Source organism: Massilia sp. LMS1-1-1.1 (assembly GCF_040815535.1).
Lineage (GTDB): Bacteria > Pseudomonadota > Gammaproteobacteria > Burkholderiales > Burkholderiaceae_D > Janthinobacterium > Janthinobacterium aestuarii.
On record NZ_JBFPNG010000012.1, the window covers coordinates 904,887 to 922,671 of the forward strand.

A 17,785-nucleotide genomic window follows, 5' to 3' on the forward strand; every position below is an offset into this window, starting at 1 on the left:
GGTACGGTGAGCATCACAGGCCGCAAATACCGACGCGCAGCAGGTTTTGACAGGCGTCACTACAGGAGTACAGTAATGTCCTTAGCTGACGTTAAAAAGAACGCCCAGGAACGTATGACGAAATCGCTGGAAACACTGCGTGCCGACCTGGCCAAAGTGCGTACCGGCCGCGCCCATACGGGTATCCTGGACCACGTGATGGTCGATTACTACGGTTCGCCGACGGCGCTGACCCAGGTCGCCAACGTGACCCTGATCGACGCGCGCACCATCGGTGTGCAGCCGTATGAAAAGAAAATGGCCTCGACCATCGAAAAAGCCATCCGCGACGCCGACCTGGGCTTGAACCCGTCGGCACAGGGCGACCTGATCCGCGTTCCGACACCGCCGCTGACGGAAGAGCGCCGCAAGGAAATGGTCAAGCTGGTCAAGAGCGAAGCGGAAGACGCGAAGATTGCCGTGCGTAACATTCGCCGCGATGCGAACGAGTCGCTGAAGAAGCTGGTCAAGGAAAAAGCCTGCTCCGAGGACGATGAGCGCCGCTCGTCGGAAGAAGTGCAGAAACTGACGGACAAGTTTATTGCCGATATCGACAAGATGGTTGTCGACAAAGAAAAAGAAGTGTTGACCGTCTAGTTTTCAGTCCTTTTGACGCTGCCCGGGAAAGCATGGCTTTTCCGGGCAGTGCTATTTGGAGCATAATAGTTATCTTTTATTTTTGGTATTCGTGTTTTCATGATCTATTCGAGTTCGACAACGGCAGTGCCTGAAGTGGGTACGGTGCCGCGCCATGTGGCAATCATTATGGATGGCAATGGTCGCTGGGCAACCAAGCGCTTCCTGCCGCGCGTGGCTGGCCACGTCAAGGGCGCGGACGCCGTACGCGGCATCGTCGAGACTTGCCTCGAGCGCGGCGTCGAATACCTGACCCTGTTTGCCTTCAGCTCGGAAAACTGGCGCCGCCCGGAAGAAGAGGTGTCGATGCTGATGCGCCTGTTCGTCACCATGCTGGAGCGCGAAGTGGTGAAGATGCATGCGAACGATATCCGCCTGAAAGTGGTGGGCGACTTGTCGCGCTTTAATGAACAACTGCAAACGCTGATTGCCGATGCCGAACGCAAGACGGCGCGCAATACGCGCCTGACGGTGTCCATCTGCGCCAATTACGGCGGCCGTTGGGACATCATGCAGGCAGTCAATAAAATGACGGCCGAGGCCGCTGCCAATGGCCAGTCTGCCGGGCACGCTTATACGGAAGAGCAACTGGCGCCGCACCTGGCCATGGCGTACGCGCCCGAGCCCGACCTGTTCATCCGCACGGGCGGCGAGCAGCGCATTTCCAATTTCCTCCTGTGGCAACTGGCGTACACTGAGTTGTTTTTCACCGAGACTTTCTGGCCCGACTTCAATGACGAGTGCCTCGACGCGGCAATCGCGTCTTACCAGCAGCGCGAACGGCGCTTTGGCCGTACCAGCGCGCAATTAACTGAAAAGACAAACTGATGCTGAAAACACGGATAATCACCGCCCTGGTCCTCCTGGCGGTCTTGCTGCCCGTTCTGTATCTGAATTATTTCCCCGCCTTCGCCGTGATCGCCACGGCGTTCTTCGGCGCCGCCGTCTGGGAAAGCTTCCGCATCTTTAAAAATCGCCAGGCGCTGCTGATCGCCGCCGTCTGGACTGCCGCCTTCGCGTATACGTTCTTTGTCGGTAACGGCATGGCGCAGCTCAATTTCTGGTTCGCCCTGTGCGTGGCCATCTGGCTGATCCGCTTCGTGCCTTCGCTGGCGACGGGCTTGCCACCGACCGAAGGCCTGGGCAATACCTTGCTCAGCCTCGTGTACCCGGTGACCATCGTCGGTTGCTTCGTTGCCATCATCGCCTTGTTCCTGCATAGCCCTTTGTATCTGCTGTCCGTCATGGCCCTCGTGTGGATCGCCGATATCGGCGCCTATTTCTCGGGCAAGGCGTTCGGCAAGCGCAAGCTGGCGCCAAGTATTTCTCCAGGTAAATCCTGGGAAGGCGCCATTGGCGGCGGCATCGCCGTGCTGCTCATCGCCGCCATCACGATTATCGCCGCGCCATCGCTGCCGGTCCTGCAAGACACCTTCGCCGTGCAGCTGCAATTGCGCCGCGGCTGGCTCGTGGCCTTGCTGGTGCTGCTGCTGGTCGTTGCCGCCAGCATCGTCGGCGACCTGTTCGAATCCCAATTGAAGCGCCGCGCCGGCATCAAGGACAGCAGCAATCTGCTGCCTGGCCATGGCGGCGTACTTGACCGTATCGACGCGTTGATCCCGGTCCTGCCATTTGCCGCCCTCGTGGCCAGCTGGCTTTAAGGAAACACATGCAATACATCACTATCCTTGGCGCGACCGGCTCGATCGGCGTGTCCACCCTGGACGTGCTCGCGCGTCATCCCGAGCAATACAGCGTGTATGCGCTGAGTGCGCACAGCCGCGTGGCCGAACTGGCCGCCCAGTGTTTGCAATTTCGTCCCCAGCGCGCCGTCGTCGGCACGGCGGATGCCGCTCTTGAACTGACGCGCTTGCTGCGCGGGCAGGGCGTGTCTACCGAAGTCGAGTATGGCGTGGAGGCATTGTGCGCCATCGCCAGCGCACCGCAAGTGACGGGCGTGATGGCGGCCATCGTCGGCGCGGCCGGCCTGGCGCCGACCCTGGCGGCGGCGCGTGCTGGCAAGAAGGTATTGCTGGCCAATAAAGAGGCGCTGGTCATGTCCGGCCAGCTGTTCATCGATGCCGTGCATGACAACGGCGCCGTGCTGCTGCCGATCGACAGCGAACACAACGCCATCTTCCAATGCATGCCGCACGCCCATGGCCGCGCACCAGGCGCCGCGGGCGTGGCGAAAATCGTGCTGACGGCGTCGGGCGGTCCCTTCCTCACGCGCGACGTCGAGACGCTCGACACGGTCACGCCGGACCAGGCGTGCAAGCATCCGACCTGGGCCATGGGACGCAAGATTTCCGTCGATTCGGCCACCATGATGAACAAGGGCTTGGAAGTGATCGAGGCGCACTGGCTGTTTGGCGCGCCAGCGGACCAGATCGAAGTGCTGATCCACCCGCAAAGCGTGATCCATTCGATGGTCTCCTACATCGACGGTTCCGTGCTGGCCCAGCTGGGCAATCCGGACATGCGCACGCCGATCGCCCATGCGCTCGCGTATCCGCAGCGCATCGCTTCGGGCGTGGCGCAGCTGGACCTGGCCCAAGTGGCCACACTGCAGTTCGAACGTCCCGATTTCCGCCGTTTCCCTTGCCTGGCGCTGGCCTTCGATGCCTTGCGCGCGGGCGGCACGGCGCCGGCTTTGCTGAATGCAGCCAATGAAGTGGCCGTGCAAGCGTTTCTTGACGAGCAGATCGGCTTCCGCCAGATCGACCGGGTCATCGCGCACGTGATCGAGACGGTGCCGCACGGCGCCGCTTCCAGCATCGAAGCCGTGATGGAGCAGGACCGCCTGGCCAGAGTGGCCGCGCAAGCATACATCGCGCAAAGGCTGGCTGCATGACCTTGATTACGACATTGCTGGCGTTCATTGTTGCGCTGGGTTCACTGATTACCTTGCATGAGCTGGGCCACTACCTGGTGGCGCGCTGGTGCGGCGTGAAGGTGCTGCGTTTCTCGATCGGCATGGGAAAAGTGGTGTATTCGCGCAAGTTTGGCAAAGACCAGACGGAATGGGCGATTTCCGCGCTGCCGCTGGGCGGTTATGTCAGCATGCTCGACAGCCGCGCGCAAGACCTCAGCGACTTGCCGGAAAGCGAATTGCGCCGCGAATTCACGCGCCAGAGCGTGTGGCGCCGCATCGCCATCGTGGCCGCCGGCCCGCTGGCCAATTTCCTCGTCGCCATCGTGCTGTACGCGGGCCTGTTCATGTATGGCATCGAAGAGCCGTCGAGCAAGCTTGGCCCCGTGGCCGAACAGACTGCCGCCTATGCGGCCGGCCTGCGCAGCGGCGATACCGTTGAAACCGTCAACGGCAAGGCCGTGGCCAGCTGGTCCGAGCTGCGCTGGGAAGTGATCCAGGCCACGCTCGACAAGCAGCCGGCGCGCATCGAAGTGCGCCGTCCAGACCGTGGCCAGCAGGAAGCGACGTTGCCGACGGCCAGCCTGACGGAGACGGACCTGGAAGGCGACGTGCTGGGCAAGCTGGGCCTGACCCTGGCCCGTTCCGCGCCCACGCTGATGGAAATCATGCCTGAGGGCGCCGCCGCGCGCGCCGGCCTGCAGAAAAACGACCAGATTCTCGCCATCGACGACCAGCCCGTGCACGACGTGGCTGCCGTCATCGCCACCCTGAGCCAGGCGCCGGGCCGGACCTTGCAATTGCAACTCTTGCGCCAGGGGCAGGACCTGACCCTGTCCATTACGCCGGATGCCGTGCCGGGCGCAGGGGCAGAGGGAGCTGTAACAGTTGGTAAGATACAAGCGAAGCTGGGACAAGTGCCGGATATGATCACCGTGGCATCGGGACCGTTCTCTGCCGTGGGCAAGGCGTCCGCCAAGGTCTGGGATACCAGTGTCATGAGCCTGAAAATGCTGGGCAAAATGATCACCGGCCAGGTGTCGCTGAAGAATGTGACGGGACCCATTACCATTGCCGATTACGCGGGCCAGACGGCGCGCATCGGCCTGGTAAGCTACCTGAGCTTCATCGCCTTCATCAGTATCAGTCTGGGCGTGATGAATTTGCTACCCATTCCTGTTCTGGATGGCGGGCATTTGCTGTATTATTCGCTGGAAGTTTTGACCGGACGCCCCTTGCCGGAGCGCGTAGGCGAGATTGCCCAGCGTCTGGGGATCGGTTTGTTGCTGACCTTGATGGTGCTTGCCGTCTTTAATGACGTGTTGCGATTGCTGAATTAGGGCGGTGGTTGATGCCATTGCGTGAGTCGCACAAGCAATCTTTTGTGTATGTTGTCCATTGATTTACCCATTGAATAACCCCAATGAAATTACATTCTGCTCGTTTTGCCTTGCCTTCCTTTCGCCGCAGCCTGATCGGCGCCGCCGTCATGGCTTTCTGTTCCGGCCACGCGCTGGCCGTCCAGCCATTTACTGTCAAGGACATCCGGGTCGAAGGGATCCAGCGTACTGAAGCGGGCACCGTGTTTGCCTACCTGCCGGTGCGGGTCGGCGAAACGTTCTCCGACGAGAAGAGCGTTGCCGCCATCAAGGCCCTGTATGCGACGGGCATGTTCAAGGATGTGCGCCTGGAAGCCGATGGCGACGTGCTGGTGGTGCTGGTCGAGGAACGCCCGGCCATCGCGACCGTGGAGTTTACCGGTACCAAGGAATTTGAAAAGGACGTGCTGGTCAAGGCGCTGAAGGAAATCGGCGTCGGTGAAGCCAAGATTTTCGACAAGGCGTCCGTCGACCGCGCGGAACAGGAACTCAAGCGCCAGTACCTGTCGCATGGCCTGTACGGCGTGAAGATCACCACCACCGTCACGCCGATCGAGCGTAACCGCGTCAACGTGGTGTTCGCCGTCGACGAGGGCGATGTGGCCCGCATCAAGCAGATCAACATCGTCGGCAACAAGGCTTTCACCGACAAGGAACTGCGCGAGCAGCTGGCCCTGAACACGGGCGGCTGGTTCAGCTGGTACACCAAGGCCGATCAATATTCGAAGACCAAGCTGACGGGCGACATCGAGTCGCTCAAGTCCTACTACCTGGACCGCGGCTATATCGAGATGCAGGTCGACTCGACGCAAGTGTCGATCACGCCCGATAAAAAAGATATCTACCTGACGATCAACATCACCGAAGGTGAAAAGTACAAGATCGCCGGCACCAAGTTCGAAGGCGAGATGTTCGGCCGCGAAGAAGAGCTCAAAGCGCTGAACCTGATGCGCGAAGGCGAAATCTACTCGGGCGCCCGCTTGACTGCCACGAACAAGCGTATCCAGGACCGCCTGGCCACGTTCGGCTACGCGTTTGCCAACGTCAACGCCAATCCCGAGATCAACCGCGAAAAGCATGAAGTCGGCTTTACCTTCTTCATCGATCCGGGCAAGCGCGTGTACGTGCGCCACATGAATATCGCCGGCAATACGACCACGCGCGATGAAGTCATCCGCCGCGAATTCCGCCAGTTCGAATCGTCCTGGTACGACAGCAACAAGATCAAGCTGTCGCGCGACCGTGTCGACCGCCTCGGCTACTTCAAGGACGTGACCATCGACACGCCCGAAGCGCAGGGCACGACCGACCAGGTCGACGTCAACGTGACGGTGGTGGAAAAACCAACCGGTAACTTCCTGATCGGCGGTGCCTTCTCGCAATCGGAGAAGTTCACCCTGTCGGCATCGATTTCGCAAGCCAACTTCGCCGGTAGCGGCAACACGGTCGGCATCGAACTCAATACCAGCCATTACAGCCGCACGATCGCGTTTTCGCAGACCAATCCGTACTACACGGACGATGGCATTTCGCGCAGCTTTGAAGTCTACCTGCGTACGACGGAACCGCCGGCGCTGAACATCGGCAGCTACAAGATCAAGCAGACCGGTGGCCGCGTCAGTTTCGGCGTGCCGTTCTCGGAAGTCGACACCGTCTTCTTCGGCATCGGCGCCGAGCGTTCGCGCATCGAAACCGACGTCACCAGCCCGATCCGCTTCAAGCAGTACGTGGTCGACAATGGCGGCCCGTCCGACGGTATCGGTTCGGCCACGACGAATTCCATCCCGCTGACGGCGGCATGGCAGCGCGACAGCCGCGACAGCGCCCTGACGCCATCGATCGGCCGCTACCAGCGCGTCAACCTGGAGGCTGACCTGATCGGCGACCAGAAATACTTCCGTGCCATTTATGAGCACCAGTATTTCCGTCCGCTGTTCAGCAAGGTCACCCTGGCGCTGAAGGGCGAGCTCGATTACGGCCACGGCATCGGAAAGCACGTGTATCCGGTCTTCAAGAACTTCTACGGCGGCGGCATCGGTTCGGTGCGCGGCTACCTGAGTTCCTCGTTGGGCGCGGTCGAACCGAGCACCAACGATGCCTTGGGCGGCGCTTCGCGCCTGATCGGTAACGCGGAACTGCAGATGCCATTCCCCGGTTCGGGCAATGACCGCAGCTTGCGCTGGTTCGGTTTCCTTGACGGCGGCCAGGTCTACCAGGAAGGCGAAAAAATGCGTCTGTCGCAATTGCGCTATTCTGCTGGCCTGGGCATCAGCTGGATTTCACCGGTGGGCCCGCTCAAGCTGAGCTATGCCAAGCCGCTGAACGCCAAGCCGACGGACCGCCTGGAGCGCTTCCAGTTCCAGATGGGCACCGGTTTCTGACCGGGCCATCTGAACTTGGGCGACAGCTTTTACTTTTTGACCATGGAGTATCATGAACACCGCATCCGCTACCCTGCCCAAGACCCTTGCCGTGATCGCATTGTGCTGGAGTTCGCTGTTGCCGGTGCAGGCGCAGGCTCAGGAGTCGAAGATCGCCTGGATCAGCAGCGAACGTATTTATAACGAATCGAGGCTGGCCAAGCTGGCCAGCGCCAAGCTGGCCGAAGAGTTCCGCTCGCGCGAAAAAGCCGTGCAGGAACTGGCGGCCCGCTTCAAGGTGGCCAATGAAGCCCTGGAAAAGGACATGCCGACCCTGAGCGAGGCGGAGCGCGCCAAGCGCCAGCGCGAGTTTTTCGAGCTGGACAAGGAATTGCAGCGCCGCCAGCGCGAGTTCCGCGAAGACCTGAGCCAGCGCACGAACGAAGAGCGCAGCGCCATCGCGGAAAAAGCCAACACCATCATCCAGCAGATGGCGCATATCGAAGGATATGACATCGTGCTGCAGGAAGCCCTGTGGGCTAGCCCGCGCATCGACATTACCGACAAGGTTTTGAAGGCGCTGGACAAGTAATCGAAACGGTTTCAAGCCTGGCAGTGCCGTAGCGAGCGGATGTGAGTTGTGGTTGAGAAGCGGAGCTGTGCTGGAGCACAGTGAGCATCGGAGACCGCAAATCGCGCCGCGCAGTAGGCATAGTCAGGCGTTTTTATAAGGGTATATCGATGGGCACTCGACTAGGTGACTTGGTCGAACGCTTCGGCGGGCAATTGACGGGCGATCCGAACCTGGAAGTTTCAGGGATCGCGCCGCTGGCCGACGCCGGCGCTTCGCACATCAGCTTTCTCAGCAATAGCAAATTCCGCGCACAGGCGGCCCAGAGCGGCGCTGCCGCGCTGATACTCACGCCGGCCGACGACGCGCTGATCGGCGGCGACTACGCCGGCGCACGCATCGTTACACCGAATCCCTATGTGTATTTCGCGCGCGCGGCGCAGTACTTCGCCGCCCTGGCCGAGATCAAGGCGCCCGTGGGTATCCACGCCAGCGCCATCGTCGATGCCAGCGCGCAGGTCGACGCCACTGCCTCGGTCGGGCCGCGCGCCGTGATCGAAGCGGGCGCCGTGATCGGCGCCGGCTGCGTGATCGGTGCCGGCTGCGTGGTGGGGCGCGACGCCGTCATCGGTGCCGGCACCCAGCTGTTCGCCAACGTGACTTTCCACGCGCGCTGCGTGATCGGCCAGCGCGGCATCATCCATTCGGGCGCCGTGATCGGCACCGACGGATTCGGCTTCGCCAACGAAGGCGGCGTGTATATCAAGATTCCGCAGACGGGCAGTGTGGTGATCGGTGACGATGTCGATATCGGCGCCAACACCACCATCGACCGTGGCGCACTGGCCGACACCATCATTGAAGATGGCGTCAAGCTCGATAACCAGATCCAGATCGGCCACAACTGCCATATCGGCGCGCACACGGCCATGGCCGGCTGCGTCGGCGTGGCCGGCAGCGCCATCATCGGCAAGTACTGCACCTTTGGCGGCGCCGCCATGGTGCTGGGCCACCTGACCATCGCCGACCGCGTCCACGTGGGCTCGGGCAGCATGGTCTCGCGTTCGATCGCGGAGCCGGGCCAGTACACGGGCTTCTATCCGCTGGCCAAGAACGCCGACTGGGAAAAGAGCGCCGCCATCGTGCGCAACCTGTCAAGCATGCGCGAGAAAATCCGCGCGCTTGAAAAAACAATTAAAACACTGACCACGCAAGACGAAAAATGACTACTGAAAAAAAGACCCTCGACATCCTCGCCATCAAATCGCTGCTGCCGCACCGCTACCCGCTGCTGCTGGTCGACCGCGTGCTGGACTGGGAAGCGGATAAAACCATCACCGCCATCAAGAACGTGACGGTCAACGAAGAGTTCTTCCAGGGGCATTTCCCGCACAAGCCGGTCATGCCTGGCGTGCTGATGATCGAAGCGCTGGCGCAGACGGCGGCCCTGCTGTCGTTCCTGTCGATGGGCGTGAAACCGGACGAAAATTCGGTCGTGTATTTCGTCGGCATCGACAATGCGCGCTTCAAGCGTCCTGTCGAACCGGGCGACCAGCTGAAGATGGATGTGGAAATCCTGCGCGTCTCGCGCGGCATCTGGAAATACAAGGCCGTCGGTACGGTTGACGGCAAGCTGGCGGTGGAAGCGGAACTGATGTGCACCATCCGCAGCGCGCAAGATGCCAGCCAGTCTGCGAGCCAGCCAGCGGGGCAGTAACATGGCGGCCATCCACTCCACGGCAGTCATCGATCCGAAGGCCGAGCTCGACAGCTCGGTCGAGGTGGGTCCGTACACCATCATCGGTCCGCACGTGCGCATCGGCGCTGGCACCAAGGTTGGCCCGCACGTGGTCATCGATGGCCACACGACGATCGGCAGCGACAACCACCTGTTCCAGTTTTCCTCCATCGGCGCGCAGCCGCAGGATAAAAAATGGGCGGGCGAGGCGACGCGCCTGGAAATCGGCGACCGCAACACCATCCGCGAATTCTGCACCTTCAACACGGGCACCGTGCAAGGCGGCGGCGTCACGCGCCTGGGCAACGACAACTGGATCTCGGCGTATGTGCACCTGGCGCACGACTGCCTGGTGGGCAACAACACTATCTTTTCGAACAACGCGCAGCTGGCGGGCCACGTGGAAATCGGCGACTGGGTCATCATGAGCGGCTTTGCCAATGTGCACCAGTTCTGCAAGATCGGCGCGCACGCCTTTGTCGGCATGAGCACCAGCCTGACGCAGGACGTGCCACCGTTCGTCCTGTTGAACGGCAATCCGGCGCAGGCGCATGGCGTCAATATCGAAGGCTTGAAACGCCGCGGCTTTACGCGCGAGCAGATCAACGGTATCCGCACCGCGTATAAACTCATCTACCGCTCGGGACTGACCCTGGAAGAATCCAAGGCAGCTCTGTTCGAAGAAGAGACGGCAGCGGCGCCCGAGGTGGCGGAACACATTCGCGCCATGCGGGAATTCCTTGGCGTGGCGTCGCGTGGCATCGTCCGCTGACCATTCCAGCGGCCTGTCGGTCGCCATCGTCGCTGGCGAGGTGTCGGGCGACCTGCTGGCCAGCCGGCTGCTGTCAGGCCTCGTGCCGCAGCTGCCCGGCGCGCGCTTCCACGGCATCGGCGGCGAGCACATGGCCAGGCAGGGTTTTGTTTCCGACTGGCCGCTCGACAAGCTGACCGTGCGCGGCCTGTTCGAGATCATTCCCCGCTACCGCGAGATCAAGGGCATCCAGAACGCGCTGCGCGACCAACTGCTGGCCGAGCGTCCCGCCGTCTTCATCGGCGCCGACTATCCGGGTTTTAACCTGGGACTGGAACAGCAGCTCAAGGAAGGCGGCATCCCCACCGTGCACTACATCGGGCCGCAGATATGGGCCTGGCGCGGTGGACGCATCAAGAAAATCATCAAGGCCGTCTCGCACATGCTGGTGATCTTCCCGTTCGAGGAAGAGATCTACCGCAAGGCGGGCGTGCCCGTCACCTACGTCGGCCATCCGCTGGCCGAGATGATTCCCTTGCAGCCCGATGAAGCGGCCGCGCGGCGTGTCCTGGGCTTGCCGGAAGACGCGAATGTCGTGACCCTGATGCCGGGCAGCCGCATGGGCGAACTCAAATACAATACGGTGGCTTTCGTGACCGCCTGCAAATTGCTGCTGGCCCGCGACCGCTCCTTGCGTTTCGTCGCGCCCATGGCCGGCGAAAAGCAGCGCCAGTACTTCCTGCAATTGATAGCGGAAGCGGGCTTGCAGGACGTCGAGATACTGCTCACGGACGGCGGCTCGCACACGGCCATCTGCGCCGCCGATGCCGTGCTGGTGGCATCCGGCACGGCATCGCTGGAAGTGGCGCTGTACAAGAAGCCCATGGTCATCGCCTACAAGATGATGCGCGCCTCGTGGGAAATCATGCGCCACATGGGCTACCAGCCGTGGATCGGTTTGCCCAACATCCTGGCGCGCGACTACCTGGTGCCCGAGCTGCTGCAAAACGCGGCCAGCCCGGAAGCGCTGGCCGAGGCCATGTGGCAGCAGCTGAGCGACGTGCCGGGCCGTTTGCGCCTGGTGCAGCGCTTCACGGACATGCATCACAGCCTGCTGCGCGACAGCGCGCAGGAAAGTGCGAATGCCGTCATGCAGGTCATCGCCGCACACCGCAAGTAAGCACCGTTTCAATCGCAGTTCCTACCAAAGATTCAACGTGAAAAATATCTATCCCGGCCTGTTTGACGACTTGCCATTCTCGCTCGATGAAATCATCTGCGGCGTCGACGAGGCAGGCCGCGGTCCGCTGGCCGGCCCCGTGTTCGCCGCCGCCGTGATCCTCGACCCGCACCAGCCCATCGACGGCTTGCGCGATTCGAAAAAACTCAGCGAAGCGAAACGCGACCTGCTGGCACCGCAGATCAAGGCCAAGGCCCTGGCCTGGGCCATCGCCGAAGCGTCGGAAGAAGAGATCGACCGCCTGAACATCTTGCAGGCGTCGATGCTGGCCATGCGCCGCGCCGTCGAGGCCCTGGCGACCGTGCCGACCCTGGCCCTGATCGACGGCAACCGCTGCCCCGTGATGCCGATACGCGGCATGGCCATCGTCGGTGGCGACGACAAGGTCGATTCGATTTCCGCCGCCTCCATCCTGGCCAAGACGGCGCGCGACGCGGCCCTCGTGCACCTGCATGCGGCCTATCCCGAATACTGCTTCGATCAGCACAAGGGTTATGGCACCAAATTGCACCTGGAGCGCCTGCACCTGCACGGCGCCTCGCCCGTGCACCGCCGCTCGTTCGCACCCGTGCGCAATGTGATCGCCCTGTTTGGCGGACAGGAGGTGGCGGCATGAAGACGATCACTTCGCGCGACAATGCGCAATACAAGGATTTGCTGAAGCTGGCGGGCAGTTCGCAGGCGCGCCGCAAGTCGGGCCGCACCTTGCTCGACGGCGTGCACCTGTGCCAGTCGTATCTGCAGCTGCGCGGCATGCCGGAGCAGTGCATCGTCAGCGAAAGCGCCTTGCAGAACCCGGAAGTGGCGGAGATCGTCGGCCAGCTGGAAAGCCAGCGCGCGCATGTACTGGGTTTGCCCGACGCGCTGTACAACGCCGTGAGCCAGGTCGAACATGGCGTGGGCGTGATGTTCCTCATCGAGACGCCGGAACGGGCCGTTACGCAACCGCTGAGCGTGTCGGCCGTGCTGCTCGATAACCTGCAAGACCCGGGCAACGTGGGGTCGATTTTGCGCAGCGCGGCCGCCGCCGGCATCACGCAGGTCTACTGCAGCGCCGGCACGGCCTTCTGCTGGTCGCCGAAGGTGCTGCGCGCGGCCATGGGCGCGCACTTCGTGCTCGACATCTTTGAAAACGTCGATCTGGCCGCGCTGGTTGCGGGCGCCAAGGTGGCGACCCTGGCCACCAGCGGCTACGCCACGAAGCAGCTGTACGACGTCGACCTGCGCCAGCCCGTCGCCTGGCTGTTCGGCCATGAAGGGCAGGGCGTGGCCGATGACCTGCTGTCGATGGCGACGCACCAGGTGGTCATTCCCCACCTGGGCCAGATTGAATCGCTGAACGTGGCCGCCTGCGCCGCCGTCTGCTTCTTCGAGCAGCTGCGTCAGGGCCGGTCCTGAACAGGGTAGCCATGTCTTTTCCTCCGCTTGCCGATGGTGCCGCACGTGACGAGGCCTGGTGGCGCCAGGTGGCCGCGTTTTATCCCGCGCCGCCGGACGCCATCGTCAATCTCGAACATGGCTATTTCGGTGCCATGGCCGCGCCCGTGCAAGCGGCGTTCGAGCAGGCCGTGCGCTACACCAACGAGCAACTGAGTCCTTTCGTGCGCGGCGAGTTCACGCGCACGCATGTGGATATCCTGCGCCAGCGCGTCGCCGCGCTGATCGGCGCGCAGCCGCACGAGATCCTGCTGACCCGTAGCGGCACCGAGTCCATGCAGGTCCTGATCACGCAATACCACGGCCTGGCGCCCGGCGATACAGTTCTATGGAGTAATCTCGATTATCCGGCCATGCGCACGGCCATGCGCTGGCTGGCGCAGCGTCGTGGCGTCACCAGCACGCAAGTCACACTGAGTTTGCCCGTCAGCGATGACGAGATAGTCGCCCGTTACGCGCAAGCCATGCGCCAGGCCGTCAAGCCCAAGTTGCTGCTGCTGTCGCAGGTGGCGCCGGCCAATGGCCAGCAACTGCCGCTCAAGGAAATTATGACGCTGGCGCGCGAACACGGCATCGACGTGCTGCTCGACAGCGCCCATGCGCTGGGGCAGGTCGACGTGGACGTGCAGGCCATGGGCGCCGATTTCGCCGGTTTCAATCTGCACAAATGGCTGGGGGCGCCGGCGGGACTCGGTGTCGTGTATATCCGCGCATCGCAGCTGCACAAGATCGAGCCGCATTGTGGCGACGACGATTATCCGCTGGACGATATCCGCAGCCGCCTGCACATGGGCATGCCGCCGATCGCCGCCATCCTGGCCGCGCCTGCCGCGTTGGATTTCCATGCGCGCCTGGGCGGCACGCCGGCCAAGAACGAACGCCTGGCCTGGCTACGCGATTACTGGGTCAGCCGCGCCGCGCAACTGCCCGGCGTGCATATTCTGTCGCCGCTCGATGCGAGGCGCGGCACGGCGCTGGTCGCCTTTGCCGTCGACGGCATGAGCGCGCGCGAGTTGCAGCAAGCCTTGCTGCAGCGCTTCGGCGTCTTTACCGTGCAGCGCAATATCGGCGATACCGATGTCGTGCGCGCCACGGTGGCCATCACGTCGACCACCAGTGAACTCGATCAGCTGGTGGCCGCGCTGACGGTGCTGTCTACAGAAACGAGCACCTGACAAAACCGGCGCGCAGCAGGTTTGGCCAGGTGTACTAGTACTCGCGGCGGTTCGGCTTGATCTCTTGCAAAATGGTCGTGGAGATCTCCTCGATCGACTTGGTGGTCGACGACAGCCAGCGGATACCTTCGCGTTTCATCATTTTTTCCGCCTCGTTGACCTCGTAACGGCAATTTTCGATGGCCGCATACTTGCTGCCAGCGCGTCTTTCGTTGCGTATTTCCGACAAACGTTCGGGCGTAATGCTCAATCCGAAAATTTTATTCTTAAATTCCAGCAAGGCCGATGGCAGCTTGTCGCGCTCGAAATCGTCGGGAATCAGCGGATAATTGGCCGCCTTGATGCCGTATTGCATGGCCAGATACAGGCTGGTCGGGGTCTTGCCAGAGCGCGAAACACCCACCAGAATGACATCGGCCGAGGACAGGTTCTTGTGCGACTGGCCGTCGTCGTGCGCCAGCGAATAGTTGATCGCCTCGATGCGGTTCTTGTACTCCTCGCTGTCGACGATGTTGTGCGAGCGGCCGATGGTATGGGTCGACATCACGCCCAGTTCCTGCTCCAGCGGGGCGACAAAGGTCTGAATCAGATCCATGTGCATGCCGCTGGACTTGCGGATCACGGCCGACAGGTCGTTCTTCACCAGGGTGGAGAAAATGATCGGGCGCTGGCCGTCGCTGGCGAAAGCTTCGTTGATCTTGCGCGCCGCCTCGTAGGCCTTGTCCATGGTATCGATGAAGGGCAGGCGGATCTGGCGGAAGCGCAGATCGAACTGCGTGAGCACCGAGTGGCCGAACGTCTCGGCGGTGATGCCGGTGCCGTCGGAAACGAAGAAAACGGTGCGGGCCGCGGAGGGCAGAGGAGGGCGTGGATCTTGTGTCATGGGTTTTCGGATCAAGATTGTGCGTCGTCAATTTGCGCCGCACAAGGTAAAATGGCTGTAACGGTATGATTGTGCTGCACGACGCCAAGAATAACAAGAAGACTGTCTGTGCGCCGCGCGTAAAGATTTCTATCATCAGTAAGGGTGTCATTATGACCAACGCAGTATCGCAACAGCAGGAAGACAAGGACGCGGTGTATGTTGCCTCGTTCGAGCATTTGCGCATGACGGATGTCGAATCCGTCGGCGGCAAGAACGCCTCCCTGGGCGAAATGATCAGCCAGCTGGCGGAAGCCGGCGTGCGCGTGCCCGGTGGCTTTGCCACCACGGCGCAGGCATTCCGCGATTTCCTGTCGTATAGCGCCAATGGCGGCTTGCCGCTGGCCGAACGCATCGCCCAGCGCCTCGAAGGGCTGAACATCGATGACGTGCGCTCGCTGGCGCAAGCCGGTGCCGAGATCCGTCAATGGATCGTGGAAACGCCATTCCAGCCACGTCTGGCCGCCGAAATCGACCAGTTCTACGCCAAGCTGGTGGCCGATTCCGACACGGAAATGTCGTTTGCCGTGCGTTCCTCCGCCACGGCGGAAGATTTGCCCGACGCGTCTTTTGCTGGTCAGCAAGAAACCTTCCTGAACGTGGTCGGCATCGACAATGTGCTCGAGGCCATGAAACAGGTGTTTGCGTCGCTGTACAACGACCGCGCCATCTCGTACCGCGTACATAAAGGCTTTACGCACGCGGAAGTGGCCTTGTCGGCCGGCGTGCAGCGCATGGTGCGTTCCGACTTGGGCGCGGCTGGCGTGATGTTCACCATCGATACGGAATCGGGCTTCAAGGACGTGGTCTTCGTCACCTCCAGCTATGGCCTGGGCGAAACCGTGGTGCAGGGCGCCGTCAACCCCGACGAATTCTATGTGCACAAGCCGATGCTGGAAAAAGGCAAGTCGCCTGTGATCCGCCGCAATATCGGCTCGAAGCTGCTGAAGATGGAATTCACGAACGAAGCGAAAGCTGGCCGTTCCGTGAAAACCGTCGATGTGCCCGTCGAAATGCGCAACCGCTACTCGCTGAACGACAGCGAAGTGGTGGAGCTGGCGAAGTACGCCGTCATCATCGAAAACCACTACGGCCGTCCGATGGACATCGAGTGGGGCAAGGATGGCCGCGACGGCAAGCTGTACATCCTGCAGGCGCGTCCCGAGACCGTCAAGTCGCAGCAAAAGGCGACTGACGTGCAAGAGCGCTTCAAACTGAAAAGCACGGGTACCGTGCTGACGTCCGGCCGCGCCATCGGCCAGAAGATCGGCGCCGGCCCCGTGCGCGTGATTCACGACCCGGCCGACATGGAGCGTGTGCAGCCAGGCGACGTGCTCGTTGCCGACATGACGGACCCGAACTGGGAACCGGTCATGAAGCGCGCTTCGGCCATCGTCACCAACCGCGGCGGTCGTACTTGCCACGCTGCAATTATTGCCCGTGAACTTGGCGTGCCGGCCGTCGTCGGCTGCGGCGACGCGACCGACGTGCTGAAAGACGGCACGTTTGTCACCGTCGTGTGCTCCGAAGGCGACGAAGGCAAGATCTACGATGGCTTGCTGGAAACGGAAGTGTCGGAAGTGTCGCGCGGCGAATTGCCGAAGCTCGACACCAAGATCATGCTCAACGTGGGCAATCCGCAGCTGGCGTTCGACTTCCAGTCCGTGCCGAATGCCGGCGTGGGCCTGGCGCGCCTGGAATTCATCATCAATAACAATATTGGTGTGCATCCGCGCGCGATCCTCGAGTACCCGAACATCGATGCCGACCTGAAAAAGGCCGTGGAATCGGTGGCGCGCGGCCACGCTTCGCCGAAGGCGTTCTACATCGACAAGCTGGCCGAAGGCATCGCCACCATCGCCGCCGCGTTCTGGCCGAAAAAAGTCATCGTGCGCCTGTCCGACTTCAAGTCGAACGAGTACAAGAAGCTGATCGGCGGTTCGCGTTACGAGCCGGACGAGGAAAACCCGATGCTGGGCTTCCGCGGCGCGGCGCGCTACCTGTCGGCCGACTTCTCCGAAGCGTTCAACATGGAATGCGAAGCGATGAAGCGCGTGCGTAACGACATGGGCCTGACGAACGTGGAAATCATGGTGCCATTCGTACGTACCCTGGGCCAGGCCGAGAAAGTCATCGACCTGCTGGCAAAGAATGGCCTGAAGCGCGGCGAGAACGACTTGCGCGTCATCATGATGTGCGAAGTACCGTCGAACGCCATCCTGGCCGACCAGTTCCTCGACCATTTCGATGGCTTCTCGATCGGTTCGAACGACCTGACCCAGCTGACCCTGGGCCTGGACCGCGATTCCGGCATGGAATTGCTGGCCGCCGACTTCGACGAGCGCGACCCTGCCGTGAAAGCCCTGCTGGCCCTGGCCATCAAGGCTTGCCTGGCACGCGGCAAGTACATCGGCATTTGCGGCCAGGGTCCTTCGGACCACCCTGACTTCGCCGTCTGGCTGATGGAGCAGGGCATCGAATCGATGTCCCTGAATCCCGACTCGGTGATCGATACCTGGCAAAAGCTCGCTGCGCTGAAAGCGTAAGCATCTTTATCGCCGTCTGAAACCCGCTGCCGCTCACCCGGCAGCGGGTTTTTTTACGCCTGCCATGCGGCGCACGGCAGTATCCGATGGGCTTGCGCCAGATCAGCTAAAATGATTCC

16 protein-coding genes are annotated in these 17,785 nt (G+C 61.8%); 15 read left to right on the plus strand and 1 reads right to left on the minus strand.

The annotated features are described in order from the left end of the window. Positions 1–75: 75 nt before the first annotated feature. The 14 genes from frr to MRBLMS1_RS14150 all read left to right on the plus strand — a co-directional run bounded on the left by frr (position 76) and on the right by MRBLMS1_RS14150 (position 14,198). A complete protein-coding gene (gene frr / locus MRBLMS1_RS14085; protein WP_034752256.1) occupies positions 76–636 on the plus strand; it encodes a ribosome recycling factor in 561 nt (186 codons plus the stop codon). A gap of 99 nt (positions 637–735) precedes the next feature. Next, positions 736–1,503: a polyprenyl diphosphate synthase gene (gene uppS / locus MRBLMS1_RS14090; protein WP_456149450.1), complete on the plus strand. Its 768-nt coding sequence runs from the start codon at positions 736–738 to the stop codon at positions 1,501–1,503. Continuing rightward, on the plus strand, positions 1,503–2,336 hold the full coding sequence (locus MRBLMS1_RS14095; protein WP_485879822.1) for a phosphatidate cytidylyltransferase: 834 nt from the start codon (positions 1,503–1,505) through the stop codon (positions 2,334–2,336). The genes uppS and MRBLMS1_RS14095 overlap by 1 nt, the downstream gene beginning before the upstream one ends. Positions 2,337–2,344: 8 nt before the next feature. Beyond that, positions 2,345–3,529, plus strand: coding sequence for a 1-deoxy-D-xylulose-5-phosphate reductoisomerase (gene ispC, locus MRBLMS1_RS14100; protein WP_485879824.1), 1,185 nt, complete (start codon positions 2,345–2,347; stop codon positions 3,527–3,529). Beyond that, positions 3,526–4,887, plus strand: a complete 1,362-nt coding sequence (gene rseP, locus MRBLMS1_RS14105; RefSeq protein ID WP_485879826.1) for an RIP metalloprotease RseP — start codon at positions 3,526–3,528, stop codon at positions 4,885–4,887. The genes ispC and rseP overlap by 4 nt, the downstream gene beginning before the upstream one ends. 83 nt (positions 4,888–4,970) lie before the next feature. Beyond that, positions 4,971–7,307, plus strand: coding sequence for an outer membrane protein assembly factor BamA (gene bamA, locus MRBLMS1_RS14110; RefSeq protein ID WP_139092751.1), 2,337 nt, complete (start codon positions 4,971–4,973; stop codon positions 7,305–7,307). 52 nt (positions 7,308–7,359) lie between these two features. After that, positions 7,360–7,878 carry an OmpH/Skp family outer membrane protein gene (locus MRBLMS1_RS14115; RefSeq protein ID WP_046684967.1) on the plus strand — a complete coding sequence of 173 codons (519 nt, stop codon included), beginning with the start codon at positions 7,360–7,362 and terminating at the stop codon, positions 7,876–7,878. A 149-nt stretch (positions 7,879–8,027) separates the two neighbouring features. Next, positions 8,028–9,083, plus strand: a complete 1,056-nt coding sequence (lpxD, locus tag MRBLMS1_RS14120) for a UDP-3-O-(3-hydroxymyristoyl)glucosamine N-acyltransferase (RefSeq protein ID WP_485879829.1) — start codon at positions 8,028–8,030, stop codon at positions 9,081–9,083. After that, positions 9,080–9,574, plus strand: a complete 495-nt coding sequence (fabZ, locus tag MRBLMS1_RS14125) for a 3-hydroxyacyl-ACP dehydratase FabZ (RefSeq protein ID WP_034752234.1) — start codon at positions 9,080–9,082, stop codon at positions 9,572–9,574. The genes lpxD and fabZ overlap by 4 nt, the downstream gene beginning before the upstream one ends. Before the next feature lies 1 nt (position 9,575). Continuing rightward, positions 9,576–10,367: an acyl-ACP--UDP-N-acetylglucosamine O-acyltransferase gene (lpxA, locus tag MRBLMS1_RS14130; RefSeq protein ID WP_485879831.1), complete on the plus strand. Its 792-nt coding sequence runs from the start codon at positions 9,576–9,578 to the stop codon at positions 10,365–10,367. Continuing rightward, entirely contained in the window at positions 10,351–11,526 is a 1,176-nt protein-coding gene (gene lpxB / locus MRBLMS1_RS14135) for a lipid-A-disaccharide synthase (RefSeq protein WP_485879833.1), read from the plus strand. Before lpxA ends, lpxB begins: the two co-directional genes overlap by 17 nt. A 37-nt stretch (positions 11,527–11,563) precedes the next feature. Then, positions 11,564–12,202, plus strand: a complete 639-nt coding sequence (gene rnhB / locus MRBLMS1_RS14140; protein ID WP_139092755.1) for a ribonuclease HII — start codon at positions 11,564–11,566, stop codon at positions 12,200–12,202. Next, on the plus strand, positions 12,199–12,984 hold the full coding sequence (locus MRBLMS1_RS14145) for a TrmH family RNA methyltransferase (RefSeq protein WP_139092756.1): 786 nt from the start codon (positions 12,199–12,201) through the stop codon (positions 12,982–12,984). Before rnhB ends, MRBLMS1_RS14145 begins: the two co-directional genes overlap by 4 nt. Before the next feature lie 11 nt (positions 12,985–12,995). Continuing rightward, on the plus strand, positions 12,996–14,198 hold the full coding sequence (locus tag MRBLMS1_RS14150) for an aminotransferase class V-fold PLP-dependent enzyme (protein WP_485879835.1): 1,203 nt from the start codon (positions 12,996–12,998) through the stop codon (positions 14,196–14,198). 34 nt (positions 14,199–14,232) lie between these two features. On the opposite strand, the gene ppsR is transcribed toward MRBLMS1_RS14150, so the two are convergent. Then, positions 14,233–15,081, minus strand: coding sequence for a posphoenolpyruvate synthetase regulatory kinase/phosphorylase PpsR (gene ppsR / locus MRBLMS1_RS14155; RefSeq protein WP_072453992.1), 849 nt, complete (start codon positions 15,079–15,081; stop codon positions 14,233–14,235). A 152-nt stretch (positions 15,082–15,233) separates the two neighbouring features. On the opposite strand from ppsR, the gene ppsA reads away from it, so the two are divergent. Further along, positions 15,234–17,666 (plus strand): phosphoenolpyruvate synthase, encoded by a 2,433-nt coding sequence (gene ppsA, locus MRBLMS1_RS14160; RefSeq protein ID WP_034752367.1) that lies wholly within the window; start codon positions 15,234–15,236, stop codon positions 17,664–17,666. Positions 17,667–17,785 lie beyond the last annotated feature (119 nt).

Coding starts and splice junctions, on each gene's coding strand:
- frr (WP_034752256.1), top strand. CDS start 76: ATGTCCTTAGCTGACGTTAAAAAGAACGCCCAGGAACGTATGACGAAA.
- uppS (WP_456149450.1), top strand. CDS start 736: ATGATCTATTCGAGTTCGACAACGGCAGTGCCTGAAGTGGGTACGGTG.
- MRBLMS1_RS14095 (WP_485879822.1), top strand. CDS start 1,503: ATGCTGAAAACACGGATAATCACCGCCCTGGTCCTCCTGGCGGTCTTG.
- ispC (WP_485879824.1), top strand. CDS start 2,345: ATGCAATACATCACTATCCTTGGCGCGACCGGCTCGATCGGCGTGTCC.
- rseP (WP_485879826.1), top strand. CDS start 3,526: ATGACCTTGATTACGACATTGCTGGCGTTCATTGTTGCGCTGGGTTCA.
- bamA (WP_139092751.1), top strand. CDS start 4,971: ATGAAATTACATTCTGCTCGTTTTGCCTTGCCTTCCTTTCGCCGCAGC.
- MRBLMS1_RS14115 (WP_046684967.1), top strand. CDS start 7,360: ATGAACACCGCATCCGCTACCCTGCCCAAGACCCTTGCCGTGATCGCA.
- lpxD (WP_485879829.1), top strand. CDS start 8,028: ATGGGCACTCGACTAGGTGACTTGGTCGAACGCTTCGGCGGGCAATTG.
- fabZ (WP_034752234.1), top strand. CDS start 9,080: ATGACTACTGAAAAAAAGACCCTCGACATCCTCGCCATCAAATCGCTG.
- lpxA (WP_485879831.1), top strand. CDS start 9,576: ATGGCGGCCATCCACTCCACGGCAGTCATCGATCCGAAGGCCGAGCTC.
- MRBLMS1_RS14145 (WP_139092756.1), top strand. CDS start 12,199: ATGAAGACGATCACTTCGCGCGACAATGCGCAATACAAGGATTTGCTG.
- MRBLMS1_RS14150 (WP_485879835.1), top strand. CDS start 12,996: ATGTCTTTTCCTCCGCTTGCCGATGGTGCCGCACGTGACGAGGCCTGG.
- ppsR (WP_072453992.1), bottom strand. CDS start 15,081: ATGACACAAGATCCACGCCCTCCTCTGCCCTCCGCGGCCCGCACCGTT.
- ppsA (WP_034752367.1), top strand. CDS start 15,234: ATGACCAACGCAGTATCGCAACAGCAGGAAGACAAGGACGCGGTGTAT.